Annotated in this window: 20 protein-coding genes; 15 read left to right on the top strand and 5 right to left on the bottom strand. The window is 46.2% G+C overall.

Annotated elements, in window-relative coordinates; all coding sequences use genetic code 11:
• Nucleotides 1–622: 622 nt before the first annotated feature.
• Entirely contained in the window at nucleotides 623–1,453 is an 831-nt protein-coding gene (locus MiSe_RS03725) for an Npun_R2479 family HD domain-containing metalloprotein (protein ID WP_226574971.1), read from the top strand.
• 262 nt (nucleotides 1,454–1,715) lie between these two features.
• Entirely contained in the window at nucleotides 1,716–1,931 is a 216-nt protein-coding gene (locus MiSe_RS03720; protein WP_226574969.1) for a hypothetical protein, read from the top strand.
• A gap of 218 nt (nucleotides 1,932–2,149) precedes the next feature.
• Here MiSe_RS03720 and recR read toward each other — a convergent pair whose 3' ends face one another.
• Nucleotides 2,150–2,815 (bottom strand): recombination mediator RecR, encoded by a 666-nt coding sequence (gene recR, locus MiSe_RS03715; protein ID WP_226574968.1) that lies wholly within the window; start codon nucleotides 2,813–2,815, stop codon nucleotides 2,150–2,152.
• 329 nt (nucleotides 2,816–3,144) lie between these two features.
• On the opposite strand from recR, the gene MiSe_RS03710 reads away from it, so the two are divergent.
• Nucleotides 3,145–3,657, top strand: a complete 513-nt coding sequence (locus MiSe_RS03710) for a hypothetical protein (RefSeq protein WP_226574966.1) — start codon at nucleotides 3,145–3,147, stop codon at nucleotides 3,655–3,657.
• Between the two features lie 312 nt (nucleotides 3,658–3,969).
• On the opposite strand, the gene MiSe_RS03705 is transcribed toward MiSe_RS03710, so the two are convergent.
• Nucleotides 3,970–5,484, bottom strand: a complete 1,515-nt coding sequence (locus tag MiSe_RS03705; protein WP_226574964.1) for an MBOAT family O-acyltransferase — start codon at nucleotides 5,482–5,484, stop codon at nucleotides 3,970–3,972.
• 142 nt (nucleotides 5,485–5,626) lie between these two features.
• A complete protein-coding gene (locus MiSe_RS03700; RefSeq protein WP_226574962.1) occupies nucleotides 5,627–8,704 on the bottom strand; it encodes a DUF1574 domain-containing protein in 3,078 nt (1,025 codons plus the stop codon).
• Between the two features lie 314 nt (nucleotides 8,705–9,018).
• On the opposite strand from MiSe_RS03700, the gene MiSe_RS03695 reads away from it, so the two are divergent.
• Nucleotides 9,019–9,246, top strand: coding sequence for a hypothetical protein (locus MiSe_RS03695; protein WP_226574960.1), 228 nt, complete (start codon nucleotides 9,019–9,021; stop codon nucleotides 9,244–9,246).
• Between the two features lie 213 nt (nucleotides 9,247–9,459).
• Entirely contained in the window at nucleotides 9,460–12,564 is a 3,105-nt protein-coding gene (gene ppc, locus MiSe_RS03690) for a phosphoenolpyruvate carboxylase (RefSeq protein WP_226574958.1), read from the top strand.
• A 92-nt stretch (nucleotides 12,565–12,656) separates the two neighbouring features.
• Here ppc and MiSe_RS03685 read toward each other — a convergent pair whose 3' ends face one another.
• The gene (locus MiSe_RS03685) at nucleotides 12,657–13,040 is read right to left on the bottom strand and encodes a transcription antitermination protein NusB (RefSeq protein ID WP_226574956.1); all 384 of its coding nucleotides are present in this window, start codon (nucleotides 13,038–13,040) and stop codon (nucleotides 12,657–12,659) included.
• Nucleotides 13,041–13,631: 591 nt separating this feature from the next.
• Between MiSe_RS03685 and MiSe_RS03680 the strand changes: the two genes are divergently transcribed.
• Nucleotides 13,632–14,234 carry an IS607 family transposase gene (locus tag MiSe_RS03680; protein WP_226574954.1) on the top strand — a complete coding sequence of 201 codons (603 nt, stop codon included), beginning with the start codon at nucleotides 13,632–13,634 and terminating at the stop codon, nucleotides 14,232–14,234.
• A complete protein-coding gene (locus MiSe_RS03675) occupies nucleotides 14,197–15,522 on the top strand; it encodes an RNA-guided endonuclease InsQ/TnpB family protein (protein WP_226574953.1) in 1,326 nt (441 codons plus the stop codon). The genes MiSe_RS03680 and MiSe_RS03675 overlap by 38 nt, the downstream gene beginning before the upstream one ends.
• Nucleotides 15,523–15,617: 95 nt before the next feature.
• Here MiSe_RS03675 and MiSe_RS03670 read toward each other — a convergent pair whose 3' ends face one another.
• Complete coding sequence (locus MiSe_RS03670) at nucleotides 15,618–16,853, bottom strand: protein kinase domain-containing protein (RefSeq protein WP_226574951.1); 1,236 nt, start codon at nucleotides 16,851–16,853, stop codon at nucleotides 15,618–15,620.
• Between the two features lie 305 nt (nucleotides 16,854–17,158).
• On the opposite strand from MiSe_RS03670, the gene MiSe_RS03665 reads away from it, so the two are divergent.
• The 8 genes from MiSe_RS03665 to MiSe_RS03630 form a co-directional block, all read left to right on the top strand.
• Entirely contained in the window at nucleotides 17,159–17,767 is a 609-nt protein-coding gene (locus MiSe_RS03665; RefSeq protein ID WP_226574949.1) for a hypothetical protein, read from the top strand.
• An 82-nt stretch (nucleotides 17,768–17,849) separates the two neighbouring features.
• Entirely contained in the window at nucleotides 17,850–20,246 is a 2,397-nt protein-coding gene (locus tag MiSe_RS03660) for an OmpA family protein (RefSeq protein ID WP_226574947.1), read from the top strand.
• A 78-nt stretch (nucleotides 20,247–20,324) separates the two neighbouring features.
• Nucleotides 20,325–20,858, top strand: a complete 534-nt coding sequence (locus MiSe_RS03655) for a Rab family GTPase (RefSeq protein WP_226574939.1) — start codon at nucleotides 20,325–20,327, stop codon at nucleotides 20,856–20,858.
• A 4-nt stretch (nucleotides 20,859–20,862) separates the two neighbouring features.
• Complete coding sequence (locus tag MiSe_RS03650) at nucleotides 20,863–22,365, top strand: PAS domain-containing sensor histidine kinase (protein WP_226574933.1); 1,503 nt, start codon at nucleotides 20,863–20,865, stop codon at nucleotides 22,363–22,365.
• Between the two features lie 17 nt (nucleotides 22,366–22,382).
• The gene (locus tag MiSe_RS03645) at nucleotides 22,383–23,102 is read left to right on the top strand and encodes a PAS domain S-box protein (RefSeq protein ID WP_226574931.1); all 720 of its coding nucleotides are present in this window, start codon (nucleotides 22,383–22,385) and stop codon (nucleotides 23,100–23,102) included.
• Nucleotides 23,103–23,173: 71 nt separating this feature from the next.
• Nucleotides 23,174–25,162 (top strand): adenylate/guanylate cyclase domain-containing protein, encoded by a 1,989-nt coding sequence (locus MiSe_RS03640; RefSeq protein ID WP_226574929.1) that lies wholly within the window; start codon nucleotides 23,174–23,176, stop codon nucleotides 25,160–25,162.
• An 83-nt stretch (nucleotides 25,163–25,245) separates the two neighbouring features.
• Nucleotides 25,246–25,482: a hypothetical protein gene (locus MiSe_RS03635; RefSeq protein ID WP_226574927.1), complete on the top strand. Its 237-nt coding sequence runs from the start codon at nucleotides 25,246–25,248 to the stop codon at nucleotides 25,480–25,482.
• On the top strand, nucleotides 25,451–25,934 hold a 484-nt coding region (locus MiSe_RS03630; protein ID WP_226574926.1), incomplete at its 3' end, for a hypothetical protein. The genes MiSe_RS03635 and MiSe_RS03630, both read left to right, overlap by 32 nt.

Raw genomic sequence — 25,934 nt, 5'->3', positions numbered from 1 at the left:
TGTGCTTAATTTAAGTATTATACTTATTCCCCGTTCAAATCTAGCAATCTCACCCAAATTTAAATTTTATTCTAAAAAATGATAATTTTTTATTTTAATTTTGGTTAAGAAGTGTAATATTTGGCCAGATTAACTGAGCTTTCCTGAGATTTTATGAGGTTTTTGAAAATGGAGAATTTGAAAGGTTGCTAAATCCATGAAATTTTCTGGTTGTTTTTAATTAAAAGAGCGGGCAAACTAATAAGACATACCTGGGATGGAATCTGGTAATGGCTAATGGCTAATGGCTAATGGCTAATGGCTAATGGCTAATGGCTAATGGCTAATGGCTAATGGCTAATGGCTAATGGCTAATGGCTAATGGCTAATGGCTAATGGCTAATGGCTAATGGCTAATGGGTATTTGTCAAGAGTAGGGGCGGGTTTTACCAATCAATCTGTGGAAAGAAACCGGGTTTCTGTGAAAAATTGTTGAGCAAGGAAAGAGATCATGGTCGAAACCCGGTTTCTGATCTCGTTAAACCCGCCCCTACTGCCTTTTAATCCAATTAGCAATTAGCAATTAGCAATTAGCCATTACCAATTACCACCGCAATGCTAATCGTTTATTCAGGGTAAAGCCATGTTTAATCCCACAACAGTAACGATTGATAGCTTTGTTCAAACCTTACAGGCTGGTTACCGTCGCAATTACGGGGGTTTGAAGCCAAATTACGCCGATATCATCGGTTGGGCTGGAAATATGGCGCTGGAAAACATTGCCAACAGCGATGCGCTTTATCACAATGTCGAACATACAATCTACGTTACCTTAGTAGGACAGGAAATTCTTTGGGGCAAGCACATCCGCGAGGGTGGAGTGACTTGCGAAGACTGGCTGCACTTTATTATTTCTCTGCTGTGCCACGATATTGGATACGTTAAAGGAGTTTGCCAGCAAGATCGGTTAGCCGAAAGACTCTATGCTACTGGTCTAGAAAATACGATGGTTTCTCTACCTTTAGGCTGCACAGATGCCAGTCTTACCCCTTATCATGTAGACCGAGGCGAACTATTTATTGACGAGCGTTTTGGCACTAACAAACTGATTGATGCCGCAACAATTAAGCGCAACATAGAATTAACTCGGTTTCCCGTCCCGGCAGATGAGGATCATCAAGACACAGTTAACTATCCCGGTTTAGTGCGCGCCGCCGATTTAATCGGTCAACTCAGCGACCCGCGCTATCTGAAAAAAATTGCTGCGCTATTTTACGAGTTTGAAGAAACAGGAGTTAATAAAGATTTGGGTTACAAAAATCCCGGACATTTGCGGCAGAATTACCCTAATTTTTACTGGAATATTGTTTATCCTTACATCGAACCAGCATTAAACTACTTAGATCTGACAATGGCAGGAAGGCAAATAGTGGCTAATCTCTATGCGAATGTATTTCGAGTAGAACACCAATAAGTGGGAATTGCTAATTGCTAATTGCTAATTGCTAATTGCTAATTGCTAATTGCTAATTGCTAATTGCTAATTGCTAATTGGTTGGCGCTACAAATCCTTCAAATATACCCAACCACCGCGAACGAACATGATATCACTAGACAATTAGCCATTAGCCATTAGCAATTAGCCATTACCTCGCACCTGAGACTGATTTAAACTCCGAACCAATTTTCCACAATGATGGTATCACTTGCCAGTTCTTGCTCCTGGAGAAAAGAAAATGGAATTAGATATCCACAAGCGCCCCAAAACCGTAGACGCTTCCGCCCCCGATCCGGGTACAATTACCTCGGATAACGATATTGATGTCCCCCATACTGCTAAGTCCGATGTTCAGACAAATGACAATGACCGAGTGTCAGATCCATTTAATCAAGATTCGAGCGATCGCATAGCCACCGATCAGATCCATATTGTAGGCCGTACACCCGGTTAAATGTAAAAAACCCGGTTTTTTAGACAATACCTGCGCCAATTTTCTGAAACGCCCACCCCCACATGCTAAAGCATGGGGCTACACAAACAAAGCCCACCTGCGTGGGCTGAAATTCTTACAGCCCTTGTCTTGCGGGCTTTGTTTGTATAGCCACACCCTTAAGGGTGTCGGCTTTTTGGCGAAGGTATTGTTAGAAAAACCGGGTTTCTCACATGCGCTTAATCCAACTCCCTCCTACCCTCCAACGCACGCGCCAAAGTTACTTCATCTGCATATTCCAAATCTCCACCCACCGGCAAACCAAATGCAATTCGGGTCACTTTTGTAAAAGGCTTTAATAACTGACCGACATAAAGCGTTGTCGTCTCTCCTTCTACACTCGGACTAATTGCCAAAATCACTTCTTTCGGTCTTTGTTGACTCACCCGCCGCACCAACGGTGAAATATTAAGCTGTTCCGGCCCAATGCCATCCATCGGTGAAATTACACCACCCAAAACGTGATATTTGCCGCTATACTCGCGGGTTTTTTCTAAAGCAATCAAATCTTTAGAATCCGCTACCACGCAAATAGTTGTATCGTCCCGATTTTGGTTGCGACAAATTTCGCAAACTGGCTCAGCCGATAAGTGAAAACACACCGAACAAAGCCCGATTTTTTGTTTTGCTTCGACTAAAGCATGTGCCAGAGCTTGTACCTCTGCCTCGGGGCGCTTTAGGATATGAAGAGCCAAGCGCTGTGCGGTTTTAGGGCCAACTCCCGGCAAGCGCTGCAATTCCTCAATTAAACGAGCCAAAGGGCGTGTGTAAACCGTGGGACTGCCTCCAATTTGTGTGATTTTCCCTACTCTATTATACTGATAATATATTGCCAAATCGTTCATTTTTTAGCTGCGTTCGCGCAGTGTGCCGGAGGCATATCGCTGCTAAACCCGTACAGAAACCCTCTCGAATTGCTGCTGCAATCATCTTTAGTCATATTTACATCAATTTTTTGTTTTTATTCATCCATAATTATTAATTTTTATAAAAAATTAGGATAATTGGCTGTTTTGGGTTAAAGACAATAGCATCGCGACTGGCGGTTCAATCGTAGTGGGTTGGGTTGCAAGGTAGAAAACCCAACCGCCAATGTTGGAATTTCTACCTCGACGCAAGCGTCCTCAACAGTGGTACGATTAACCTGAACACTTGCAACCTAGAAAGAGAAAAGATGAGTATGAATCTTCGCAACATTCTCGTAGGGGCTGGTATCGCTGCTGTTGGTGCAATTGGCACTAAATTAGCAGTAGATTATTTTCAAAATCGTGGCAAAGAAGAAGTCATAGATGAAAGCCAAGGCGATGCTGAAGTAACCTCGGCTGAAGAAGTTGCTTATGCCACCGTTGAAGAAAGTTCGGTGCAAAGTTTCCTCGATGCTAGTTTCGGCGATCCAGGTCGTTACGTCCCCAACCGTCCTCCGAAAATTTTCGATTATCAGGGACAACAATACATGGTGATTTGGGCTTACGACAACGAAAAAGCCAAAAATCAAATGCTGGCTTTCAAGTACACAGATGAAGGCCGTAAAATGATCGCCAGCGTTGGATATACCGGCGATCAAACCGATTACAATATTAACATGAGCGATACACCTTTTGCCGTCGAAGTAAATGGCGAAAAGATTGCATCCGGTCAAAGCCAAACAGCAGGCGCAAGTGATGTTGATTTCGTTCTAGCTGCTTAAAATCGAAACTTAAGAAACCAGGAGGTAGAACCTCCCCCATCTCGTTCCCAGACTCCAGCCTGGGAACGAAAAACCAGGAGGTAGAACCTCCCCCATCTCGTTCCCAGGCTAGAGCCTGGGAACGAAAAACCTCCCCCATCTCGTTCCCAGGCTAGAGCCTGGGAACGAAAAACCAGGAGGTAGAACCTCCCCCATCTCGTTCCCAGGCTAGAGCCTGGGAACGAAAATCACGAGGCGGAGCCTCGATTTGGCATAAAGAAACCCGGTTTTTCCAAAAAACCGGGTTTCTGTTAAGAACTAAACCCGCCCCTACTAAAACTCGAAATAAATATAAGGTAATACTTCTTGAGGCGCTAACAACCACACTGCATACAGACAAATTGGCACTAATAGAAGTTTAACAGGCCAGTTAAGCTGTAACTTTAACCCTCTTTGAAATGCGAAAATAAGCCCCATCGCGGCTACTAAAATTCCTAGCAATAAAGCGATTTGAAATCCGTCTAAACCCATTGCTTCTACGTAAACTTTCTGTGCAAACTGCACGTCACCTTGATGCCCCCACAAATGCTGAATTGCCCATCCAGCTTCTTTTAAATTGGGTAAGCGGAAAAAGATCCAACAGGTGAAAACCATTCCTTGGGTCAGCAGCCATGCAAAAATAATCCCAGGTACGCTTACCCACCAAGTTTTTAGCAAGGAAATGCGACTAGATATCGCTTCGGTAATGCGGTGAACTACTAAGGCGAAACCGTGCAACCCACCCCAAATAATAAATCCCCAAGCTGCACCGTGCCAAATCCCCGCAATTAGCATCACAATTAATAGATTGATGCAGGTACGTGGCAGTCCTCGCCGCGAACCTCCTAAAGGAAAATAAAGGTAATTTCGCAACCAATCTCCCAGGGTAATGTGCCACCGCCGCCAAAAATCGGCAATGCTAGTAGTTAGATAGGGAAAGTCAAAATTTTGGGGTAAATTCAATCCCAAAAGTAAGGCACTTCCACGGGCAATATCCACATAGGCGCTAAAATCTAGATACAGTTGCCATCCGTAGGCGAAGGTAGCCAACCATATATCGCCGCTGCCTGCGCGTTCTAAATTATCAAAGCTTAAACTAACTAATATTCCCAATCTATCTGCGATTAGGGATTTTTTAACCGCACCGCAGGTAATTAACCACAATCCTTCGACAATCTGTTCGGTATTGGGAAACCGCAGCAGGTTCAACTGTGTTGCTAAATGATGATAGCGAGTAATCGGCCCGGAAATTAGTTTGGGAAAGAACAGTTTGTAGGCGGCAAATTTATCAAACTGCTGGGTGGGAGGCGCACCGCGATACACGTCAATTAGGTAGGCGATGCACTCAAAGCAGAAGAAGGAAATTCCTAAAGGTGCAATTATATTAGTGCCGATGGAGTTGGCTTGCTGTTGGAGAATTGGCAAGTTTAGTACCTGCCCGATGGAATTTAATATAAAGGGGACGTATTTGAAGCCCAACAGTAAAAAAACGTTGATCGCGATGCCTAAAGATAACAGCTTTTGGCGGCGATTTCCGTCTGTTTCTATGAAAGGCCAATCTTGGTTATAATTCTGCCAGTTGGCATCAGAAGGTTTCTGGGATTTATTTTTGCCAATTGCTTGTCCCAAGCGAAAGTTAATCAGCATGAGGACAAATAGCAGGGGTATGTACTGCCACTGCAACGAGGCGTAGAAGACTACGCTGGCAATTAGAATTATCCACAATCGTAACCGCTGGTGTCGCACTAACCAGTAGAGGGCGATGGCGCACAGCAAGAAGAGTCCGTAGGAAAGCGAGATGAAGGTCATTATTGGTAATTGCTAATTGCTAATTGCTAATTGCTAATTGCTGATTGCTAATTGCTAATGGGTAATTTCAATCTGCAATCTAAAATTACCCATTACCCTCGTTCCCACGGCTCTGCCTGGGAACGCCATTACCTATTACCCATTACTGTTTCGGTTTGGGCCAGGGGATTAGGGGGTCTTGTGCTAGTCTCTCGGCGACGGCGGCGGCGCCGTAGCGGTTGAGGTGGCTGGGGTCGGAGAAGTATTCGTTTTTACTAGGCCACAGGGTACTCCAGTCCCGGAAGGTAAATTCCCGACTCAAGGAGAGGCGCAGCATGTTCAGCGTGAATTCTTGTTCGTACTTACGCCGCACTGTGTCTAAGTATTCTTCGGTTAAGGGTAGGTTGATGAAAACTAGAGGGATCTCCCGCGCTTGGGTGAACTGGACTAGGGATTCTAGGGCGATCGCTTGGTCACCCCCCAGTTGAAAACTTTGATAGTCTTTGTCGTATTCGCCGGTGACTTTGGCGTGTTGTTCGTAGTAGGTTTCCGGATCGAACTGGATCGACACTGGATAAAACCCATCCCAGTCGCCCATGATTCGGTTTACTCCATCGGGGGACTCAACTGTTTGCGATGCTGAGTTATGATTCAGCGTCGCGGCGATGCTGTCTTGCAACAGAGTTTGCAGGCGATCGCGCATCGGATAGGTCGCCGATAGGTTTGCCAACGATTGATTTAACCAGGAATCGATCTGTTTGGAATTGACTGCCAAAATATTACCAGACGCTCCCGATGCCTTTGACGTAGCGGCGAATGGTTGATTGGATTTGTCGGGTGGGTCTTCCACTGCACCGGGTCTGGGAAGGCTACCCGATGCTAACAATCTATACCCAGCCGACTGGGCGATCGCCCGGTATGTGCCATCGGTTCTACCGCTGTTAAATGCCCTCGCACCATCGGCCCAAATAATCAATTTCGGTAATTGTTCTGGTGTTAAAATTTGGCGGATCGTTAAATCTACTACTTGGGCGGTCGCGCCGTTGACGCCAAAGTTAAATACTTGGATTTTCCCATATCCCTGGGCCGCTAGGGCTTGTTCCAACGCACCTGGTTCTATGCCCCGCAGCGCTCTGGAACTGCCTACAATTAAAACGTCTGGCGGACCATTTTTGGCTACGTGCTGCTGGTAAAATGCCAGTTTTTCGTCTAATTGCGGGTTGTTGAAGCTGGGGTAATACGATTTGTTGGTGGTAATCTTGGCGTTTTGACCCGTCTCGTCCAGACTAACGCTGACGTTGCCCGGTTCAGTAAAGCCGGTAGTATCGAATACATCTTTGTTGCGGCGCGATTCCCGGCGCGACGGCAGAGCTTTTGGCGAAAGTTCGATTCCCCCCAGCGCGTCGTTGGTGGTCTGGGGTGAGTTTGTGCCTACTAACGACGATGAACTTGCTCGATTGACTGGCGATTGCAAGATTTGACCGATGACTAAATCTACCCCTGCCGTCAGCATCAGTCCTACCGTGCCCCAAACCACAGCGACTTTTGAGCCTTCGTAACCGATTTGACTCGGTACTGATGCCAAATTTTGCCCTTCTTCGCTGCCGACGAACAGTTGCGAACCCACCAGATGATTGGCAATTCCTTCAGTCAATTGCTGCCAGCCATTTTTGACATCGGTTTGCCAGCCCGCTTCCTTTTCTTCCCCTTCCTGGGTCAGCAGCCCGTCTGCGTAAGCATCGGTTTTGGGAAACTCCACCGCCCCTCCCGCCGCGGGCTGCTTGCGCGGGACAAAATCTACGCTGTAATTCCACAGGGGTTGCTTTTGACCCGCCCTTCTTCCGTATATTTTTACACCTAATAAATCTGTAATTTCCAGGTCGCGGACGAACTTGGCGGTGAGGGTGGCGACGCGCTGTTGGGTGGGACAAACGGGGGCGTCAGTCATGACGTGCAACAGATCGTCTTTAAACCGGACTTGAATGCGAATACCGCCAGTTTCCAGACGGGTGTCGAGATCGGGGTTGAGCAATTGACCGAGTAAAAATGCGATCGCTCCCTCATCTCCTGCTTGGGCTAAGGCGAGGGCAGACATTGCTAGTGAGGGGTTTTTCGCCGCTGGTAAATCGAGCCAATCGACCCATACCGGCGGTGCATCAAACGCTTCGTGACCGTAGATCGTGGCGGCGAAGATACTGCGGGGGGCGAGGGATTCTAAAATTGGCGCGATCGCTTTGATGCACTGTTGTTTGTTTGGATGGGTGGGAAGGGTAGTGTGGTGACAAGAAATATGCAGCGTCGATTCTTTGAGAACGGCGGTGACGGCGATGCCCACTTCCGCCAACGCGCCGGATAGAAGGCGAACGATCGATTCCCCATCGCCCCAACTTGCCCAAAGCGAGAGCATTTCTTCTGGGGGTGTCAGATCCACCCGCAGCATCCACTCTGGGGTTGATTCACCTGTCACCTGGGATAGAATTACTCCATCCCGGAACCCTTCGAGGCGCAGCGAGCGCAACTGTTGGATTACCGGAGTTGCTAGCAGCGACGGATCGGGGCTGTAGGCAGATTCGCAGAACACCCAAAGGCGGCGTTGTTTGGCTGGATGAACCACACTAGAGGACGACCCGATTTGGGCAGGAGATTCGATGGGATCCCCATCTTCAAAAGCGCCTTCAAAAGGGCTTTCCTCCTTTTTAGGCAGAGGTCTAGCAACAACCTTGACCTTGACCCCCAAAGACTTGAGGCTCGAACCTAAATAGCGAGCGATCGCCAAGGTATCCCCAGCGCGCGCCTGCTCCTGCAAAAATAAATCCGCACTAGAGCTGAGTGACTGCTGTGAAGTGGATTTTACCAACCCAGACCTTGGCGAGGCTGCTAATGGCTTCTGGATCTGGCTGAGGCTCGCTCCTGTCCCCTTTGGCAATAGTCGATGGGGATCGATCTGTTCTGTCCAGTCAGGGCGCTTTTGACCCAACACCCGACCGTAAAGAAACACTTGGTGAATCCGAGCTTGATTAGCAGGAAGCAGCGTATCCATCTGGGTCGCCTTGAGTGCCAAAAGCAGCCGCTGCAATGCTATTTTCCTGTCGGGACAGCTTTGACCTTCGCAGAGAATATGCAGCTTGTTTTCTCGCAACCGGACTTTAACTTGTATCCCGCTAAGTCCAATCGCCCGTTTGGCCCATTGCGCCAAGCGTGAGGGGTTATCCGCAATTGTGCGCTCGTTGACTTTCAGCATCAGGGCAATACTACCGGAAATCTCAACAAATCGTTATCGTGACTGCTACCAACCCTTAGAGATATCACACCCTGGAGGATTTGGACACAGTGTTTTACTTCTTGCTGCCGTTGTTATCAGATTCTAAAGCCAACACCAGCAGCGTTTAGCACCCCTCGATAATAGTAAAAAACTCCCCAATAATGGAAGACAAGCGAGATGATGGAGAGCAAAAGCCAAAGCTTGTCAAGCACCAAGCTTTCCCAACCGATCAAGTCAATGCCAATCTTTGACATTCATTTCTGGCAACATTGATTAAAGTTTAAAAGGACGCTATGCCATCAGAGATTACAGAACTGCAAGAAAGTCGGTCGTTGAACACCCCTCGCGTTACAATTCCCACAGAGATTCTACTGAGTCTGGCGACGGGGCCATTGCTAGTGGGCATTTTAGCCGCTAAAGCATCCCTGGAGTTCCTGCAAGCAGTTGGGTCGGCGAGCGAGGAAGTATTTCGGGGCGCCAGCTTGCCAATCCTCGACTTCCCCGATCGCCAACCCAAGTAAAGACACCGCGATGGGTGCGGTCATGCACCAGTTGGTGGTAAATCAAACAAAAAAGACCAGCAGGACTTTTTTCCCTCCCAACTACTGATGACCGCACCCTGTGGCACGCTCAAACCGATAAAAAACATCGGCGCTCTCACTTGGTCAACTCTAACACCGAAAAAAAAAATATCATCCGCTACAATTTCTCCGCTATCTCCCTAAATGGAATCTATGAGTCCCATACTCCAGTCGGATCATCAGACAGTCGATCTCGTAACGCCTTCAAATTTGTTTCTGCGCCATCGCCTTAAAGTAGTGGAGGACTTGTGGGAATCGGTTCTCCGCTCTGAGTGCGGTCAGGAGTTGGTAGATTTACTCAAGCAACTGCGATCGCTCTGTTCCCCAGAAGGTCAAGCAACGAACGAAACCAGCGCCGAAGTATCCAGAATCATCGCCAGTCTGGATATCAACGCCGCGATTCGCGCCGCCAGAGCGTTTGCCCTCTACTTCCAACTGATCAATATTGTCGAACAGCACTACGAGCAGCGCCTGCAACTGCAATCATTACGCATGGGAAGCGCCCACAATGCGGCAGATCCGGCGCTACAAGCCTTTGCTAAACTCGATGCAGAATCTATTGGCAGCGAACCCAAAGCCAATGCGCTGCAAAAAAGTTGGACTGAAGCAACCTGGACGCGACGGGAACGCAGCACGTTTGGCTGGTTATTTAACCATCTGCGACAGCTGAACGTACCGCCTCGCCAAATCCAGCAACTGATCGACAATCTCGATATTCGCTTAGTGTTTACGGCGCACCCAACGGAAATCGTCCGCCATACCATCCGTGATAAGCAGCGGAGCATCGCTAAGATTCTACAACAGCTAGACAAACTAGAAGAAGAATCGCCCATATCCTGGGAAGAAACCGCGCCAAAAACCTTTGGGGAATCATCCTGGGAATTGCAAGCACTGCGCGAGCAATTAACCGAAGAAATTCGCCTGTGGTGGCGCACCGACGAATTGCACCAATTTAAGCCAACGGTGTTGGATGAAGTAGACTATACCCTCCACTACTTCCAAGAAGCGCTGTTTGATGCCATGCCCCAACTGTATCAGCGGTTTGCCCGCAGTCTTCAAAGTGCGTTTGGCAATCTCACCGCCCCCAGCTACAATTTCTGCAAGTTTGGCTCTTGGGTAGGCTCGGATCGCGATGGCAATCCTTCGGTAACGCCGAAGGTGACTTGGCAAACTGCTTGCTACCAACGCCATTTGGTGTTGGAAAAGTATATCAAATCGGTCGAGCGCTTGATTAATCGCTTGAGCTTATCTTTGCATTGGAGCGATGTGCTACCAGAATTGCTCGAATCTTTAGAACAAGACCGGCAGCAAATGCCAGAAGTGTACGACCAACATGCGATTCGCTATCGCCAAGAACCCTATCGCTTAAAGTTGTCCTACGTCAAAAAGCGATTGGAAAATACCCGCGATCGCAATTGGCAACTCTACCAAAGTACCGACTGGCAACAGGATCTGCATCAACCCACTAACAATACTGGCCTATATCCCTCTGGCGTAGAATTCCTCGCCGAGTTGCGCCTGATTCAGCACAACTTGGCTGAAAGCGGCATCAACTGTCGCGAACTAGAAAATCTGATCTGCCAAGTAGAAATCTACGGCTTTAAGTTAGCTCACCTCGATATCCGCCAAGAAAGTACTCGCCACTCGGACACGATCAACGAAATTGTTGAATACCTGCAAATCTTACCTTGTTCCTATAACGAACTGCCAGAAGCAGAAAAAACTCAATGGTTAGTATCGGAATTGCAAACCCGACGCCCCTTAATTCCCCCAGAACTGCCCTTTAGCGCCCAAACTAAGGAAACTATCGAAACCTTCCGCGTCGTGCGTCTGCTTCAGCAAGAATTTGGCCCCCAAATCTGCTACACCTACATTATCAGCATGAGCCACGATGTCAGCGACTTGCTGGAAGTGTTGCTGCTAGCTAAAGAAGCAGGATTGTACGACGTGGCAACTGGCACCGGCACGCTGCACGTAGTACCCCTGTTTGAAACCGTAGAAGACCTCAAACGCGCCCCCACGGTGATGCAAACCCTGTTTGAATTGCCATTCTACCGCTCAATGCTAGCTAGCGGCAACGAAAAATTAAGCATGGCGCACGGCGCACCCAGCAAGACGCAGCAGACAAAATCTAGTGCCGATCTGACGCCCCAACCTTTGCAAGAAGTCATGTTGGGTTACTCGGATAGCAACAAAGATTCGGGGTTCTTAAGCAGTAACTGGGAAATTCATAAAGCACAAAAAGCCTTGCAAGCAATGGCAGAACAGCACGGCATCTGCCTCCGCATCTTCCACGGACGCGGCGGCAGTGTCGGACGCGGTGGCGGTCCTTCTTACGAAGCTATTCTGGCCCAACCGGGTCGCAGTATCAACGGGCGAATTAAAATTACCGAACAAGGTGAAGTGCTGGCGTCTAAGTATTCTTGGCCCGAATTGGCAATTTACAATCTGGAAACCGTCACCACCGCCGTCATCCAAGCAAGTTTGTTGCGGACTGGATTTGACGATATCCAACCGTGGAACGAAATTATGGAAGAGTTGTCAACTCGGTCAAGAGAACACTACCGCGCCTTGATCTACGAACAACCCGATTTCATCGATTTCTACCACCAAGTAACCCCGATTGATGAAATTAGCCAACTGCAAATTAGTTCTCGTCCCGCCCGTCGCAAGAGTGGTAAAAAAGATTTAAGTACCCTGCGCGCGATTCCCTGGGTATTTAGTTGGACGCAAAGTCGATTTTTGTTACCCGCTTGGTACGGAGTGGGGACGGCGATGCAAGAATTTTTGCAGGAAGAACCGCAAGAAAATCTGAAGTTAATGCGCTACTTTTATTACAAGTGGCCTTTCTTCAGAATGGTGATTTCTAAAGTAGAAATGACCTTAGCTAAAGTTGACCTGCAACTTGCCCATCACTACCTGCAAGAATTATCAAAACCAGAAGACCGCGATCGCTTTGAACGTTTGTTCGAGCAAATCGCCCAAGAATACTATCTTACCCGCGACCTGGTGCTAAACATCACCGACCACAAACGGCTGTTGGATGGCGACCCAGACTTGCAGCGCTCCGTGCAGTTACGCAACGGTAACATCGTACCCCTGGGTTTCCTTCAAGTGTCTCTGTTGAAACGCCTGCGTCAAAGCAAGACTCACAGCACCTCCGGCGTGATCGACTCCCGTCACAGTCGCGGCGAATTGTTGCGCGGCGCCTTGTTGACCATCAACGGTATCGCCGCCGGAATGAGAAATACGGGCTAATTGCTAATTGCTAATTGCTAATTGCTAATTGGTAATGGGGAATTTTAGATTGGATTTAATTAATCTGCTCATTACCAATTACCAATTACCAATTACCAATTACCCAATGTCGGAACTTGACAAGTTTTTAAATCTTTCCAAGCATTGGTTTTAGTATCGAAACAGCGCCAAGATCCCAGTGGGTCTTCAAAGTAGCAGATCAGGACTCGCTTGCTGGCGCGCGATCGCCGACTGAAACGCTGCACAAACTCTTGCAGTGGATAAGTCTTGCGACTCAGACGCTTTGCTACAGCCTGATTTGGGCATTCGATTAACAGCGCCGCTTGTCGATCCGTATAAGTAAGTGAAAAAATACACATCCGTAAGATGGCTCGCAGCCAGCTTTCGGACTCGCTAAAATAGCGGTCTACCAAATTATTAGTTAGAGCTTTTTCCAGGGAACGGTCGTACCAATCGGGGGTGTGGGGGTCAGACATGACGAGCCAGCTCGAGACACAACTGAGTTGAGATTAATCTAAAGCCACTCCACTTACAAGCGCGATCATACCTACTTGTCAAGTGCCTGAAGCGTAATTTGCATAGGGTACTTTACTCATGGGACAGGGACAATAGTTACATCAAACATAGCGTTTGTGTACGGAGTTGGTATATGCGATCGCTTTTGGCATCACAATTGGCGCTAGTAACGCAAGTCGCTAGTTATAAGTTTTGGCGGCAAAGAAACCCGGTTTCTCTGAAAAATCGTGGGTTTGACAGGGAGAAATCGACGCAGAAACCGGGTTTCTTTGTCAAAGGATGTAACTAGCAACTTGGGTTAGTAGGTTGTTAACAGTTTAACTAGCTTAACTTTTGGCTAAGTTACAATAAATTATCATAAGTTTATTACAGCGGATTGCAAATGAGTTAGGTAAAGCTACTATGCTTTGTTTGTGTAGGGGCAGCATTAATGCTGCCCCTACACAAACGAAGCGCCTTACCTCATAGGGCTGCAATCCGCTGTAACAGGTATTGTAAAAATTAGTTAATATAATAGACATATATAGACAAGAGTAGACTCTCATGGATAAATGAAGCTACCAGACTATGCAAAGGAACTAGGGATTAGCTACAAAACGGCTTGGCGATGGTGGAAAGCAGGTAAGTTGCCACATCCAGCACGCCAAACAGAAACGGGGCTGGTGATTGTTGATTACGTACCAAATTCATCAAATAAGCATGAGCCGATTAATCGAGCCGCAATTTACAGTAGGGTGTCGTCATCAGAGAACAAAGATAACCTAGATAGACAAGCAGAAAGATTAGTAAAATATAGTGTTGCCAAGGGATATACTGTTGTGAAAGTCGTGAAAGAAGTAGGCAGTGGGCTAAATGATAATCGCAAGAAACTAGAGAAATTATTAATAGATGAGGAGTATGAAATACTGGTAGTTGAACACAAAGACCGTTTAGCGAGGTTCGGTGTTAATTACATAGACGTATTACTTAAAAAGTTAGGAGTGAGACTTGAGATTGTTAATTTGGCTGACAACGGTAAAGATGAGTTAATGCAAGACTTAGTGGCAATTATTACATCATTTGCGGCACGGCTTTATGGTCAACGTCGTGCCAAACGAAAGACGGAAAAGATTATTTGTGAGTTACAGTCCGGTAGGGATGATGAAACAAGTTGAAAAGCACATAATCAAGTCAAATCACGAATGGTTTGGTTACTGCGATCGCATTACCAATGTTTCGAGACAGTTATTTAACTCAGCACAATACGTGCAACGGCAAGGTTTATTCTATCATCATGGAACGCAATCAATTGCGTTCCTAGACAAGATGTTCCAACAGCATCAAGCCTATAAAGCCATGCCAAGCAAAGTGTCTCAGCTAGTACTGAAGCAATGTGCCGACAGTTGGACAAGTTATTTTGAAGCAGTTCTAGCTTACGACAAAGATGCGTCAAAGTTTACAGGCAAGCCGAAACCACCAGGATATGCTCATAGCAGAAACCTAGTTAAGTTCAATAATCAGGCAATTAGTAAACGTGAGTTTAAAAATGGTTTCATTGTGCCATCAATGTCGCCAATTCGGATTCCAGTAAAACCGAACATAAAACTGGCTGACTTATGTGAAATTCGGATTGTGCCGAAGATTGGATGCTTTGTGATTGAAGTTGTCGTAGAGATAACACAATCTGAGGATTTCTTCTGTAGTCTGAATGGGGGATTAAGAGCGGCGATTGATATTGGATTAGATAACCTAGCAACGATTGTATTTAATGATGGTCAGACTCAACCAATAATTATCAACGGCAAAGCAATTAAATCAGTCAACCAGTTTTACAATAAGCAGATTGCTTTGTTCAAAGGATTCTTGCCGGGAGGGACTTATACGTCAAGACGAATTGAAAATATTATCCGTAACCGCAACAACTTTGTAGATTCGTACCTTCATCAATGCTCAAGGATGGTAGTCAAAGAGTTGTTGGCAGCAGGTGTGACTACTGTAGCAATTGGAAAAAACTCACAATGGAAGACTTCTATCAATCTGGGTAAGCGGACAAATCAGAAGTTTGTCTTTGTGCCACATGCGAAATTCATTTTCCTGCTGACATACAAGTTAGAAGCAGTCGGCATTAAAGTTGTGGTCGGTGAAGAATCTTACACGAGTAAGGCTTCATTTTTGGATTGGGACAACATCCCAACCTACAGACCGAATAACAATGAAAAGCACAGTTTCTCAGGTCGGCGTGTGGCTCGCAGCTGGTACGTTTCTCAATTGGGTTTAAAGATTCATGCCGATGTCAATGGTGCTTACAACATCGGCTTAAAAGTAATCCCGACTGCATTTGAGGTACTTAACCCAATTGTAGCGAGGGATAGGGGATGTTTGGTAGTACATCCAAGGCGGTTAACTCCAACGTTCGAGCGCGTCCGTGCAACAGTTGGAGTCGCTTCAAGCCGTGTCAAATAGCCTGTCTATATTTGGCTATCGAAAACGGAACTATGGACAGTAGTTGCACCTGAAGCACCTGAAGCACCTGAAGCACCTGAAGCTCATCTGTTTTTTCACTTTCCTGGGTCGATAAACTGCGATCTTAATTCCTCCAATTCTTGATCGATTTGGCTTTTAGACTTGGTGTTAGGCGAAGACAAAGGTTTTTGGGAATTTGCTGGTTCCTGATGGTTTTTAGCAGGGGTAGCGCCTATAAACTGAGAAGACACATCGGCTAATTCTTGGTCGATAATTCCTTTAGCAGCAGGCGGTGGGGCGAAAACGGGCGACGATTTGATTGGAGGAGGCGATGGAGGTTTTGGAGTAGCTGAGGCTGGGGTTTGTGGATTTAAATCTCTCAACACTTCAGTAGCGGATTGATAGCGCCGATTGATTGCAGATTCGATCATTTTGTCTAAAATTTTACCCAAGGCTTCGCTCACCGGACGCTTCAAGGATTGCCGCCAAACCCATCGATCTTGTTGAATATCGTACAAGTTAAACGGAGATAACCCTGTCAATAAATGGATGCAGGTGACGCCTAAACTATAAATATCGCTGGCAAATACTGCCCAACCTCTTGCTTGTTCGGGGGCAACGTATTCGGGACTACCAATCGTCGTTCCCGTTTGTTGTAAAGCAGCTTGGGTTGCAACTTTAGACGCGCCAAAATCTACCAGGACGATCCCCCCCTGGCCCCCCCTTGCATTGGGCGGGTCGATCCCCCCCTGGCCCCCCCTTGCATTGGGCGGGTCGATCCCCCCCTGGCCCCCCCTTGCATTGGGGGGGGAGCGGCGAATAATATTGGCGGGTTTGATGTCTCGGTGAATTACCTCCTGGGAGTGGACAAATTGCAGCACGGGGAGCAAATCGTTTAATACCTGCCGAATTTCGGTTTCGTTAAAACTTCCCTTCGATGCCAACTCTTGCGATAAGGTTGATCCTGCGATAAATTCTTGTACCAGATACGAAAAGCCATCTTGGTCGAAATGCGCCAGCAAGTCGGGAATTTGGGGATGTTTGCCCAACTCGTCCAAGCGCATCGCTTCTTGGTGAAATAATTCGGCGGCTTTTTGGATGTTGCTGGTACCTTGGACTTGGGGGAAAAATTGCTTAATAACGCAACGCGGTTTAGACGGTTTATCTTCATCCAGGGCGAGAAAGGTTCTGCCAAAACCTCCCTGACCGATGGGTTTAATCGCTCGGTAGCGGTCTTTGAGTAGCAATTTTGACCCACAACTGCGGCAAAACTTTGTCCCCTCCAGATTCTGGTGGGGCATGGGGCAAGCGGGATTAAGACAATAACTCATACCGGCTAGCAATTAGCATACTAACTCTATCTTGACTCGAAAAGCGGTAAAAGTGACAGGGAGAGGGACAACCCAGAGTGAGAGAGCAAAAACTCTAGAGTGCGAAGAATCTAAGTTTCGTTCTCCCTCTTACCTGTATCCAGATGCTGCCGCAATGGTTTAAGGAAAAACAAAATTACAGGATAAAATTGCCCGCTAGTCATAAAATTAGCCTGACTTTATTCTTAAATCTGCCTTGGATGGTAAACTGACGATAGACAGCCAAGTTTTATGGCTGATCTGTATGTCCCTACTAGGTATTTCTCATGGCTGAAGTAACAAAAGAAGCATTACGCGACAGACTCGGAAACATAGACCAAATCCGCGATATTCTCATGGGGCCGCAACTGCGAGACTATGAAACTCGTCTCGCTCAGGTAGAGGCGGACTTATCTTTACTGCGCCAAGATCTGCGCGATCGCATTGAAGAAACCAAAAGCTCTTTCGCGGCTGAAATTCGCCTCACGGTTGAATCTTTAGATAAAAAAATTAAGGCGGTCAGCTTAACCGCTTCTGAAGAAAGTGCCGACCTGCGGCAGTTGAGCGATCGCATGAACAAAAGGTTTTCTAACACGATTGAAGCTTTAAATGATAGCGTCGATAAGCAAGTTGCTTCCTTGCGCGATGAACTTTCCGAATCTAAAGCCAGACTCCAAGAAGATGTCCGGAATCTTAGAGATCAAATTTTTGAAGAACTAGACCGGCAATTTTCTTCCTTGAGGAGTGGCAAGGTATCCAAAGATGACATGGCAGAAATTCTGTTTGAAGTGGCAATGCGAATCAAAGGCACTGAATTTGTTCGCCAATTGAAAGAAGCAACCGATACAGAAGTTTATGGCGGTATTGCCGTCCTGGAAGACGAGGATAACCCATAAAGTCAATCTGGAGCTAAGATAAAACAGGTGGGGGGAATTGTAGGCGGCTAAAGCTTGAGGATAAGGATAGGGATGGCAGTGCATGGATACAACCAAAGAAAATCTAGAGGAGATCCATTCCCCAGAGGTTGAAAGTGCCGTAGCACTAAACCAGATCAATGGCTTGTTGGATCTGCTGGTAGAACTAAAAATCATCGACCAGAACGAGTCACCTGAGTTGGATTTAAAACCCTCATCGCTTGAGGAAACAGGCGGGGAAATAGAAGCATGGAAAAACCTGTTTCAACCACCCCAAATGTTGGCACTGCCACCCGCAAAAGAAATTGGGTTGCCATCGCTTCAGGGTAGCAATGCAGGAAACGCGGAAAAGGAAAAAAAATCCCCCCTACCAACTAGAATCGAACGCAGTCAAGAAACTTGGAATCACCAATCCCAACCAGAAGAAAATAATTTAAACCAAACGCCGGAAATCGACGAAGATAGATCGATAGAACTGATAAGTCAGTTATTTTCGGTGGCGGGATCAACAACGAGTAAAGAGAATTTAGAAATCGAGAATGCCTTGGGGGAAAACCAGGCAGAGATAGCCGCAATCGGGGAAGAAGAAGCGGAAATCGAGGACGATCCGTTTAAGCGGTTGCAAGATATTTTAGTACAGCCAGAAGTATCTGAGGTGCGCGAATTGGTGGCTTATGTAGACCAGAAAGTCGCAAATCTAGAGCATCAAATTTACGAACCAAGCGAGTTGATAAATTTACTTTTGCCGTGGATAGCAGAACTTTTAAGTCGCAAAGTAGACGAGTCTAAAGATGAAGTAGTAGGGGCGATCGCTCCGATCATAGATCAAATCATTGAGAGCAGAACCGAGCAAGACCGGGAAGCAATGAGTGCGGCTTTAGCGCCTTTAATCGCGGCGGCAATTACCCAACAAATCAGCAATGCTCCCGAAGAAGTTGCTCAAGCGCTTGCACCGACAATGGGCAAAGCAATCAAAGAACAAATTGCCCTCGAACGCGACGCAATGGTAGACGCACTTTATCCAGTAATTGGCAGCACCGTTGCCAGATACATAGCCGAAGCGATTCGCGACATTAACGAAAAAGTCTCCAATGCTTTTAGCGTACAAGGAATTAGCCGCAAAATCCGCGCCAAAGTGCAAGGAGTTTCTGAGGGAGAACTAATATTCAAAGAATCAATACCCTTTACCGTCCAAGCTATCTTTTTAATTCACAAAACTTCTGGACTGGTAATTTCAGAAGTCCAGATGTCTGGAGAGCAGAGACTAGAAGCAGACATGGTAGCAGGAATGCTCACCGCTATCCGCAGTTTCGTCAATGATTGTATCTCGCAGACAGGAGAGATTTCCGAACTCGATGCCATCGACTACGGCAATTCTAAAATCATTTTAGAAGTGGCGGGATATTGCTACCTGGCAATCGTGATTAAAGGAGATCCGCCCAAACAGTTCATTAAACAACTGCGGCAAACATTGAGTACTATCATCATCAAGTACGGTAAAGCCATCGAGTCGTTTGACGGCGATCCTGCTAACGTTCCCGCGCCGGTGGGATCGATGTTAGATAAGTTGATAGAAACCCCCTCCAAGCAGAAAGCAGCAAAACCGCCAGTTGCCCTGATCGGCGTTAGCTTAGCAGCTTTGAGCTTGGTTCTCGTGCCTTGGGGAATTTTTGCCTATCGCAACAGCATCGACCGCCGCATCGAAGCTAACGCCGCCGCAGCTTTAGCATCTGCCCCAGAATTAGCCGTATACCGCCTCAACGTCAAGGCGGATGGAGATACCCTGCGTCTGTCTGGCAAGTTGCCAACTGAGTATCTGCGCCAAAAAGCCGAAAAAATCGCCCGCGACTCGGCACCCAACCTAAAGTTATACAATCAGATCGTTGCCGTCGAAGTTCCTCCCGATCCGGTCTTAGCAGGTGCAGAAGTTAAACGGGTGACATCTGTTCTCAATCAAACTAACGGCATGGCGATCGCGGCGCAATACAATGCAGGTAAAGTGACCTTGTCCGGGACTGTCAACTCTTTTACCGATGCCCAGAAAATTACCCAAGCGTTTGCTCAAATTCCCGGTGTTACATCTGTGACCAACACCGTCCAGCTACAGCCGTTCAAAATTGACGCCCGCATCTATTTTGAATTGGGTTCTGCTGAATTAACTTTCCCAGATGCGGGTGACAAAATTAACCAAGTTAAGGATATTCTCAGCAAAAATACAGGAATAAATCTAAAAATAATCGGGCATAGCGATCGCACCGGCACCCTGCCAGAAAACCAGCGCCTATCCTTGGAACGAGCCAAAACCGTGCGAGATGCTCTCATCCGCGCTGGCATCGCCCCCAAGCGCTTACTGATAGCTGGAACCGCTCAACCCCCCCTCGATGTCGATCCGGAGCGAGAGGCCGCCAGAAGCCGCGTTGTGCGGTTCGAGGCGTTGACGCCAGTTCCAGCAATTAAATAAAAATAAAATATTAAGCAAGAGCGGATAATAAGTGATATGATAGTAAGCTTTTGTCAGATAAAATAGAGCAATTAAGTCATGTCAGCAATATCCAAAAAAATCTGTATGGTTGGCGATTTCGGGGTGGGTAAAACCAGCTTAATTCGTCGCTTTGTAGAACGCCAGTTCAACGATAAGTATCTTTCAACGGTGGGAGTCAAGATTTCCCGCAAAACGGTGGAATTAGCCGACATAAAACAGCAAGATCAGCTGAACGTGCAGTTGCTGATTTGGGATATTGAAGGTCATACCAAATTTAAAGCGATCGCTCCCACCTATCTGCAAGGTGCCGCTGGCGCCGTCATCGTTGGCGATTTCAGCCGTCAGGAAACCTTAGATCGGATTCCAGAGCATATTCAGCTGTTTTTATCCGTAAATCCCAAAGGGTTTATTGTTATTGCTTTAAATAAAGCCGATCTGGTAGATGAAGAGAAAGTAGAAAAACTACTTTTCAATTATCAATTCAACGACCACGAGCGAGTGATACAAACCTATCCCACATCCGCCAAAACCGGAATCCATGTTGACGAGCTTTTTGAAAAATTAAGTTACCGCATCGTTGAATCTGCTTAGAATTATGGATTACCTCACGCTCGATCGAGAATTAAAAATACAAGAAACTTCCTTGGCAGTGCAACGCTTTGCTGATTCTCCTCATGAGGTAAAAAAGGGAAAAGATATCCGCCTCGGCTTTCCAGAATTTATTGGAATTGAAGAAATCCTGATGGCCATCTTTGATGAACGAATGAAGAGTTTCGAGTTAAAAGGAATTCAACGATTTTCCGAACCAAATTCTCCTCTCTACATTGATATTTCTGTTTTATTCAGGAAAAATCAAAAAGATTCAGAAAGCGAAATATTTATCATTTTTGAAGATGTGAGTGAAAAAATGCTTTTAGAGCAAAGTTTAGCACAGACAATCCGGGAAACAAGTCTTTTATCAAGTACCCTAGCTCAGTACAAAGAATACATCGATAAAATTATCGACGCGATGACAGATATATTGTTAGTCACAACTGAATCGGGTTATATAAAAAAAGTTAATATAGCCGCCAAAGATTTGTGGGGTTATAGGGAAGAAGAGTTAATTAATCAACATATTTCGACGCTAATACCCGATGAAATTTTTTTATCGAAGGTTGTGCAAAAACCTGACGCACCTAAAAAAAGCATATTTAAAGATGTAGAAGTAGTTTGTCAAACCAAAACAGGCAAAGAAATTATCTTAGGGTTTTCCCGTTCTCCTATTCAAACCGATATAGAAGAGTTACACAATTTTGTTTATATTGGTCGGGACATCACCAAGCGCAAGCAAGCGGAAGCAGAAATTCGTCAGGCGCTGGCTAAAGAAAAAGAACTCAGCGAATTAAAATTCCGCTTTTTCTCAATGGTCACCCATGAATTTGGCAATCCACTCAACAGTATACTCATGTCCGTTGCCTTACTCGAACACTACGGTACTGAATCAACCCCAGAAGAAAACCTCGAATATATTGAGAACATTAAAACAGCCGCTAACCAAATGACCGAGCTATTAAAAGATGTGTTGGTCATCAACAAAGCAGAAGCAGGCAAATTAAAATTTAATCCAGCAGCCATCGATTTAATAAAATTCTGCAATGAATTAGTAGAACAAATAAAACTGGCGGCGGGGGGCAAACGCCAAATTATTTTTGCCATTAATAACGACAATGAAGGGGGAAAGGAAAGCAACTTTACCCCCTTTTTTCATTGTATGGATGAAAACCTGCTGCGGCACATCCTGACAAATTTACTCTCGAATGCGGTGAAGTATTCTCCTGAAGGCACCACCGTTTATTTTGACCTAAATTATCAGGAGCAATCAGTAATTTTTAAAATTAAAGACGAGGGCATTGGCATTACTTCAGAAGACCAAAAACAATTGTTTGAGTTGTTTCATCGAGGGAAAAATGTAGGTAAAATTCCCGGAACCGGACTCGGTTTATCAATTGTCAAGCAAGCTTTAGACTTGCACGGGGGCAAAATTGCAGTGGAGAGCGAAGTAGGAGTGGGCACTAAGTTTACAGTCACGATACCCTTGAGTCAAGGACTTTCTTGAACTATTCCATTACTACTATGAAATACTGGGTACTCGATCAGATTTTCAACCACGCTTCAAAACCACGCCAAATGGAATACCTGGTAGTGGATGAAAACTTCAGCATCAAAGACATATCCCAGCAAGTTCAACAGTTTGCCGAACATGCTACCCAAGTGAAGCTGGGAAAAGATATCCGCGACAGCTTTCCCGAACTGATTGGGTTTGAAGATATTTTAACCGCTGTGCTTCCAGCAAGGCAGGATATTTTTGAATTAACAGGAATTGCTAGGGTTTCAGAGCGAAATGAAAAGTCTTTTCAACCGAATTTGATAATTTTGTTGGAAGATGTGACGGAAAAAATGATTTCAGAACAATATTTAGCACAGACAATTCGTGAAACAACTCGGCAATCAATTGCCTTAGATGCCTGCAAAAATTACCTGAATCAAATTCTCACCTCAATGCCTGAAGCCTTCGTGACGACGAGTTCGGGAAAGATAAAAACAGTTAATCTAGCCGCTTTAGAGTTGTTTGGGTATGGGGAGGCAGAATTAATTGCTCAACCGATATTAACCCTCGTCGCTGATGAGAAAATAGCCCATAAAACCTGTAATAGCAAATTTTTAAAAGATCTGAAAACAAAAAATAGTCAAAAAATTGCCGTCACCTTTTCCCCTTCAACTATTCAAACAGAATTTAACGAATGCCAAGATTTTGTCTATGTTGTTCGAGAATTAACGAGCGCTTGTAGGTAGAGCCATCGCTAAAAAAAATACTCTTAGATTGATATATTATGAAAAAATAGATACTAAAATAATAACACCTAATGAACACCCTCGTCAAGCAACTATTAACTCACTTATTGCCAAACCGGAACCTGGAATACTTGGCAGTAGACCGGGAATTCAACATTCTAGAAATGTCTGAGGGTGTGGAACGCTTCGCCGACGATCCGAATCAGGTGAAGCTGGGGCAAGATGTCCGATTTGGCTTTCCGGAACTGTTCGGGTGTGAAGAGATCCTGATCGACGTGCTTGAAGGTCGGGAGAAAAGTTTCAATTTAAAAGCGATTGGTCGGTTGTTAGACCCGCACAATCCCCTGTATGTGGATATTTTAATTGTCAGCGATAAATATAGTGAAGAAAAGTTGCAAGAACGGTTGTTTTTTTTAATTGAAGATGTAACCAAACAGATGGTTTTGGAGCAAAACTTAGTCCAGGGATACAATGAAACCAGTTTGTTAGCCAGTGCAATGGCTGCGGCGAAGCATTACTTGGATGGCATTATTAATGCGATGGCAGAAGTATTGTTAGTGACCAACAACTTGGGAAATATCAAAACAGTCAATCAAGCGGCTATAGATTTGTTTGGCTACAGCGAAGGGGAATTAATCGACCAGCCAATTTCAGCGATCGCATCAGATGGAAAAATATTGCTGCAAGCGATTGAATCGCGTTACGGGCAACAAAATGAAGTATTTAAAGATTTAACAATCGTTTGTAAAACCAAAACCGGCAAAAAAATTGACGTGGCCTTTTCTTGTTCCGCAATTGAGACAGAAATCGAGGGGATTACCGATTTTGTTTATGTCGGTCGAGATATCACCGAACGCCTGCGCGCCGAAAAGCGCAAGGCGGCGCAGTATGCCATAACCCGCAGCTTATCCGAGTCTGCCACGCTTTCTGTCGCCGCGCCAAAAATTTTATCAGCGCTTTGCGAACATTTGGGATGGGATGTGGGTCAACTGTGGATACCCAATCAGCAGGCAATTCCACCAGCGAATGCAGGGGAAAGTTGTCCGATTCCGATCTTATTGCGATGCGCCCAACAGTGGGTAAAACCATCAGTTTCCATCTCAGAGTTTGCCAACCTTACCTGGCATAGTAGCTTTGAGTTGGGTGTAGGATTAGCTGGTCGCGTTTGGCAGAATTGTTCCCCCTTGTGGATGACCGATGTGGTGGATGATGCCAACTTTCCCCTCGCGAGTTTGGCATCGCAACAGGGATTGCACGAGGCTTTGGGTTTTCCCATCATGGGAAACGGTGAAGTTTTGGGGGTGATGACATTTTTTGGTCGCGAAGTCGAACCACCCGATGCAGATTTGCTCCAGGTGATGGCGGCGATTGGTAGCCAAATCGGTCAGTATATGAAGCGCAAGCAAGCAGAAGAAGCACTGCGCTATCAACAGCAACAAACCGATCGCTTGCTGTTGAATATCTTACCCGCCACGATTGCCGAACGCCTGAAAAAGGATCAAAGAACGATTGCCGAACACTTTGCTGAAGTAAGCGTTCTGTTTGGCGATATCGTTGGCTTTACAGAACTATCAACTCGCATCTCGCCCACAGAATTGGTTCATATGCTGAACGCGATTTTTTCAGAGTTTGACTATCTCGCCGACCGACACGGGTTAGAAAAAATCAAGACGATCGGAGATGCTTACATGGTAGTGGGAGGTATTCCCCTCCCCAAACCGGATCACGCCCTTGCGGTGGCGGAAATGGCACTCGACATGCAAGCCACAATGGTTCAGTTTAACGCCGAGACTGGTCAAAATTTTAGGATGCGAATTGGGATTCATACCGGCCCCGTGACGGCGGGGGTGATTGGTGTTAAAAAGTTTATCTACGACCTCTGGGGGGATACGGTCAATACAGCTAGCCGCATGGAATCTCACGGGATACCGGGTGAGATTCAGGTAACCCAGGATACCTACGATCGATTGCGCGATCGTTTTTGGCTGCAAGAACGGGGTCTGATCGCGGTCAAAGGCAAAGGAGAAATGATGGCGTATTTATTAAAGGGGCGCAAATAAATAGTTTAAATCCCAGTTAAGCTTTTCGCGATCGCGGACTAGGGGTCATAAGATAGACTCAAACTCGTTGGAGGGAAGCCACGATGAAAATTTCACGCCCCAACGCCAAAAACCCCACAGCCGAAGAAATCCGACAACTGGAAAAACTCAAAGCGGCGATCGAGCGTGCCACAGCGGATGGCAAGGTGACGCGACAAGAACTAGAAACGATTAAGGCAGCAGAATGGGCTGACGGCAAGATTTCCGTTGAAGAATTGGAATTGTACAGAACCCTGATCCTGGAAAAAATTGAAAAAGGCGAGCTGGAATACGAGTGGTAGGGGCACGGCAGCGATCCCCAAAATCTTCACACCCACAATCTGGAGATTGCCGTGCCCGTTGAGTAGGGGCAAGGCATCGAGCGCCAAAATCTTCACACCCACAATCTGGAGATTGCCGTGCCCGTTGAGTAGGGGCACGGCAGCGATCCCCAAAATCTTCACACCCACAATCTGGAGATTGCCGTGCCCGTTGAGTAGGGGCACGGCAGCGATCCCCAAAATCTTCACAGCCAAAATCTGGAGATTGCCGTGCCCGTTGAGTAGGGGCACGGCATCGATCACCAAAGTCTTCACACCCACAATCTGGAGATTGCCGTGCCCAGTCAGTAGGGGCACGGCATCGATCACCAAAGTCTTCACACCCACAATCTGGAGATTGCCGTGCCCAGTCAGTAGGGGCACGGCATCGATCACCAAAGTCTTCACACCCACAATCTGGAGATTGCCGTGCC

The organism is Microseira wollei NIES-4236 (assembly GCF_020521235.1).
GTDB lineage: Bacteria > Cyanobacteriota > Cyanobacteriia > Cyanobacteriales > Aerosakkonemataceae > Microseira > Microseira wollei.
Note: the sequence above shows the minus strand (reverse complement) of the source record. Positions and strands in the feature narration are given on the sequence as shown.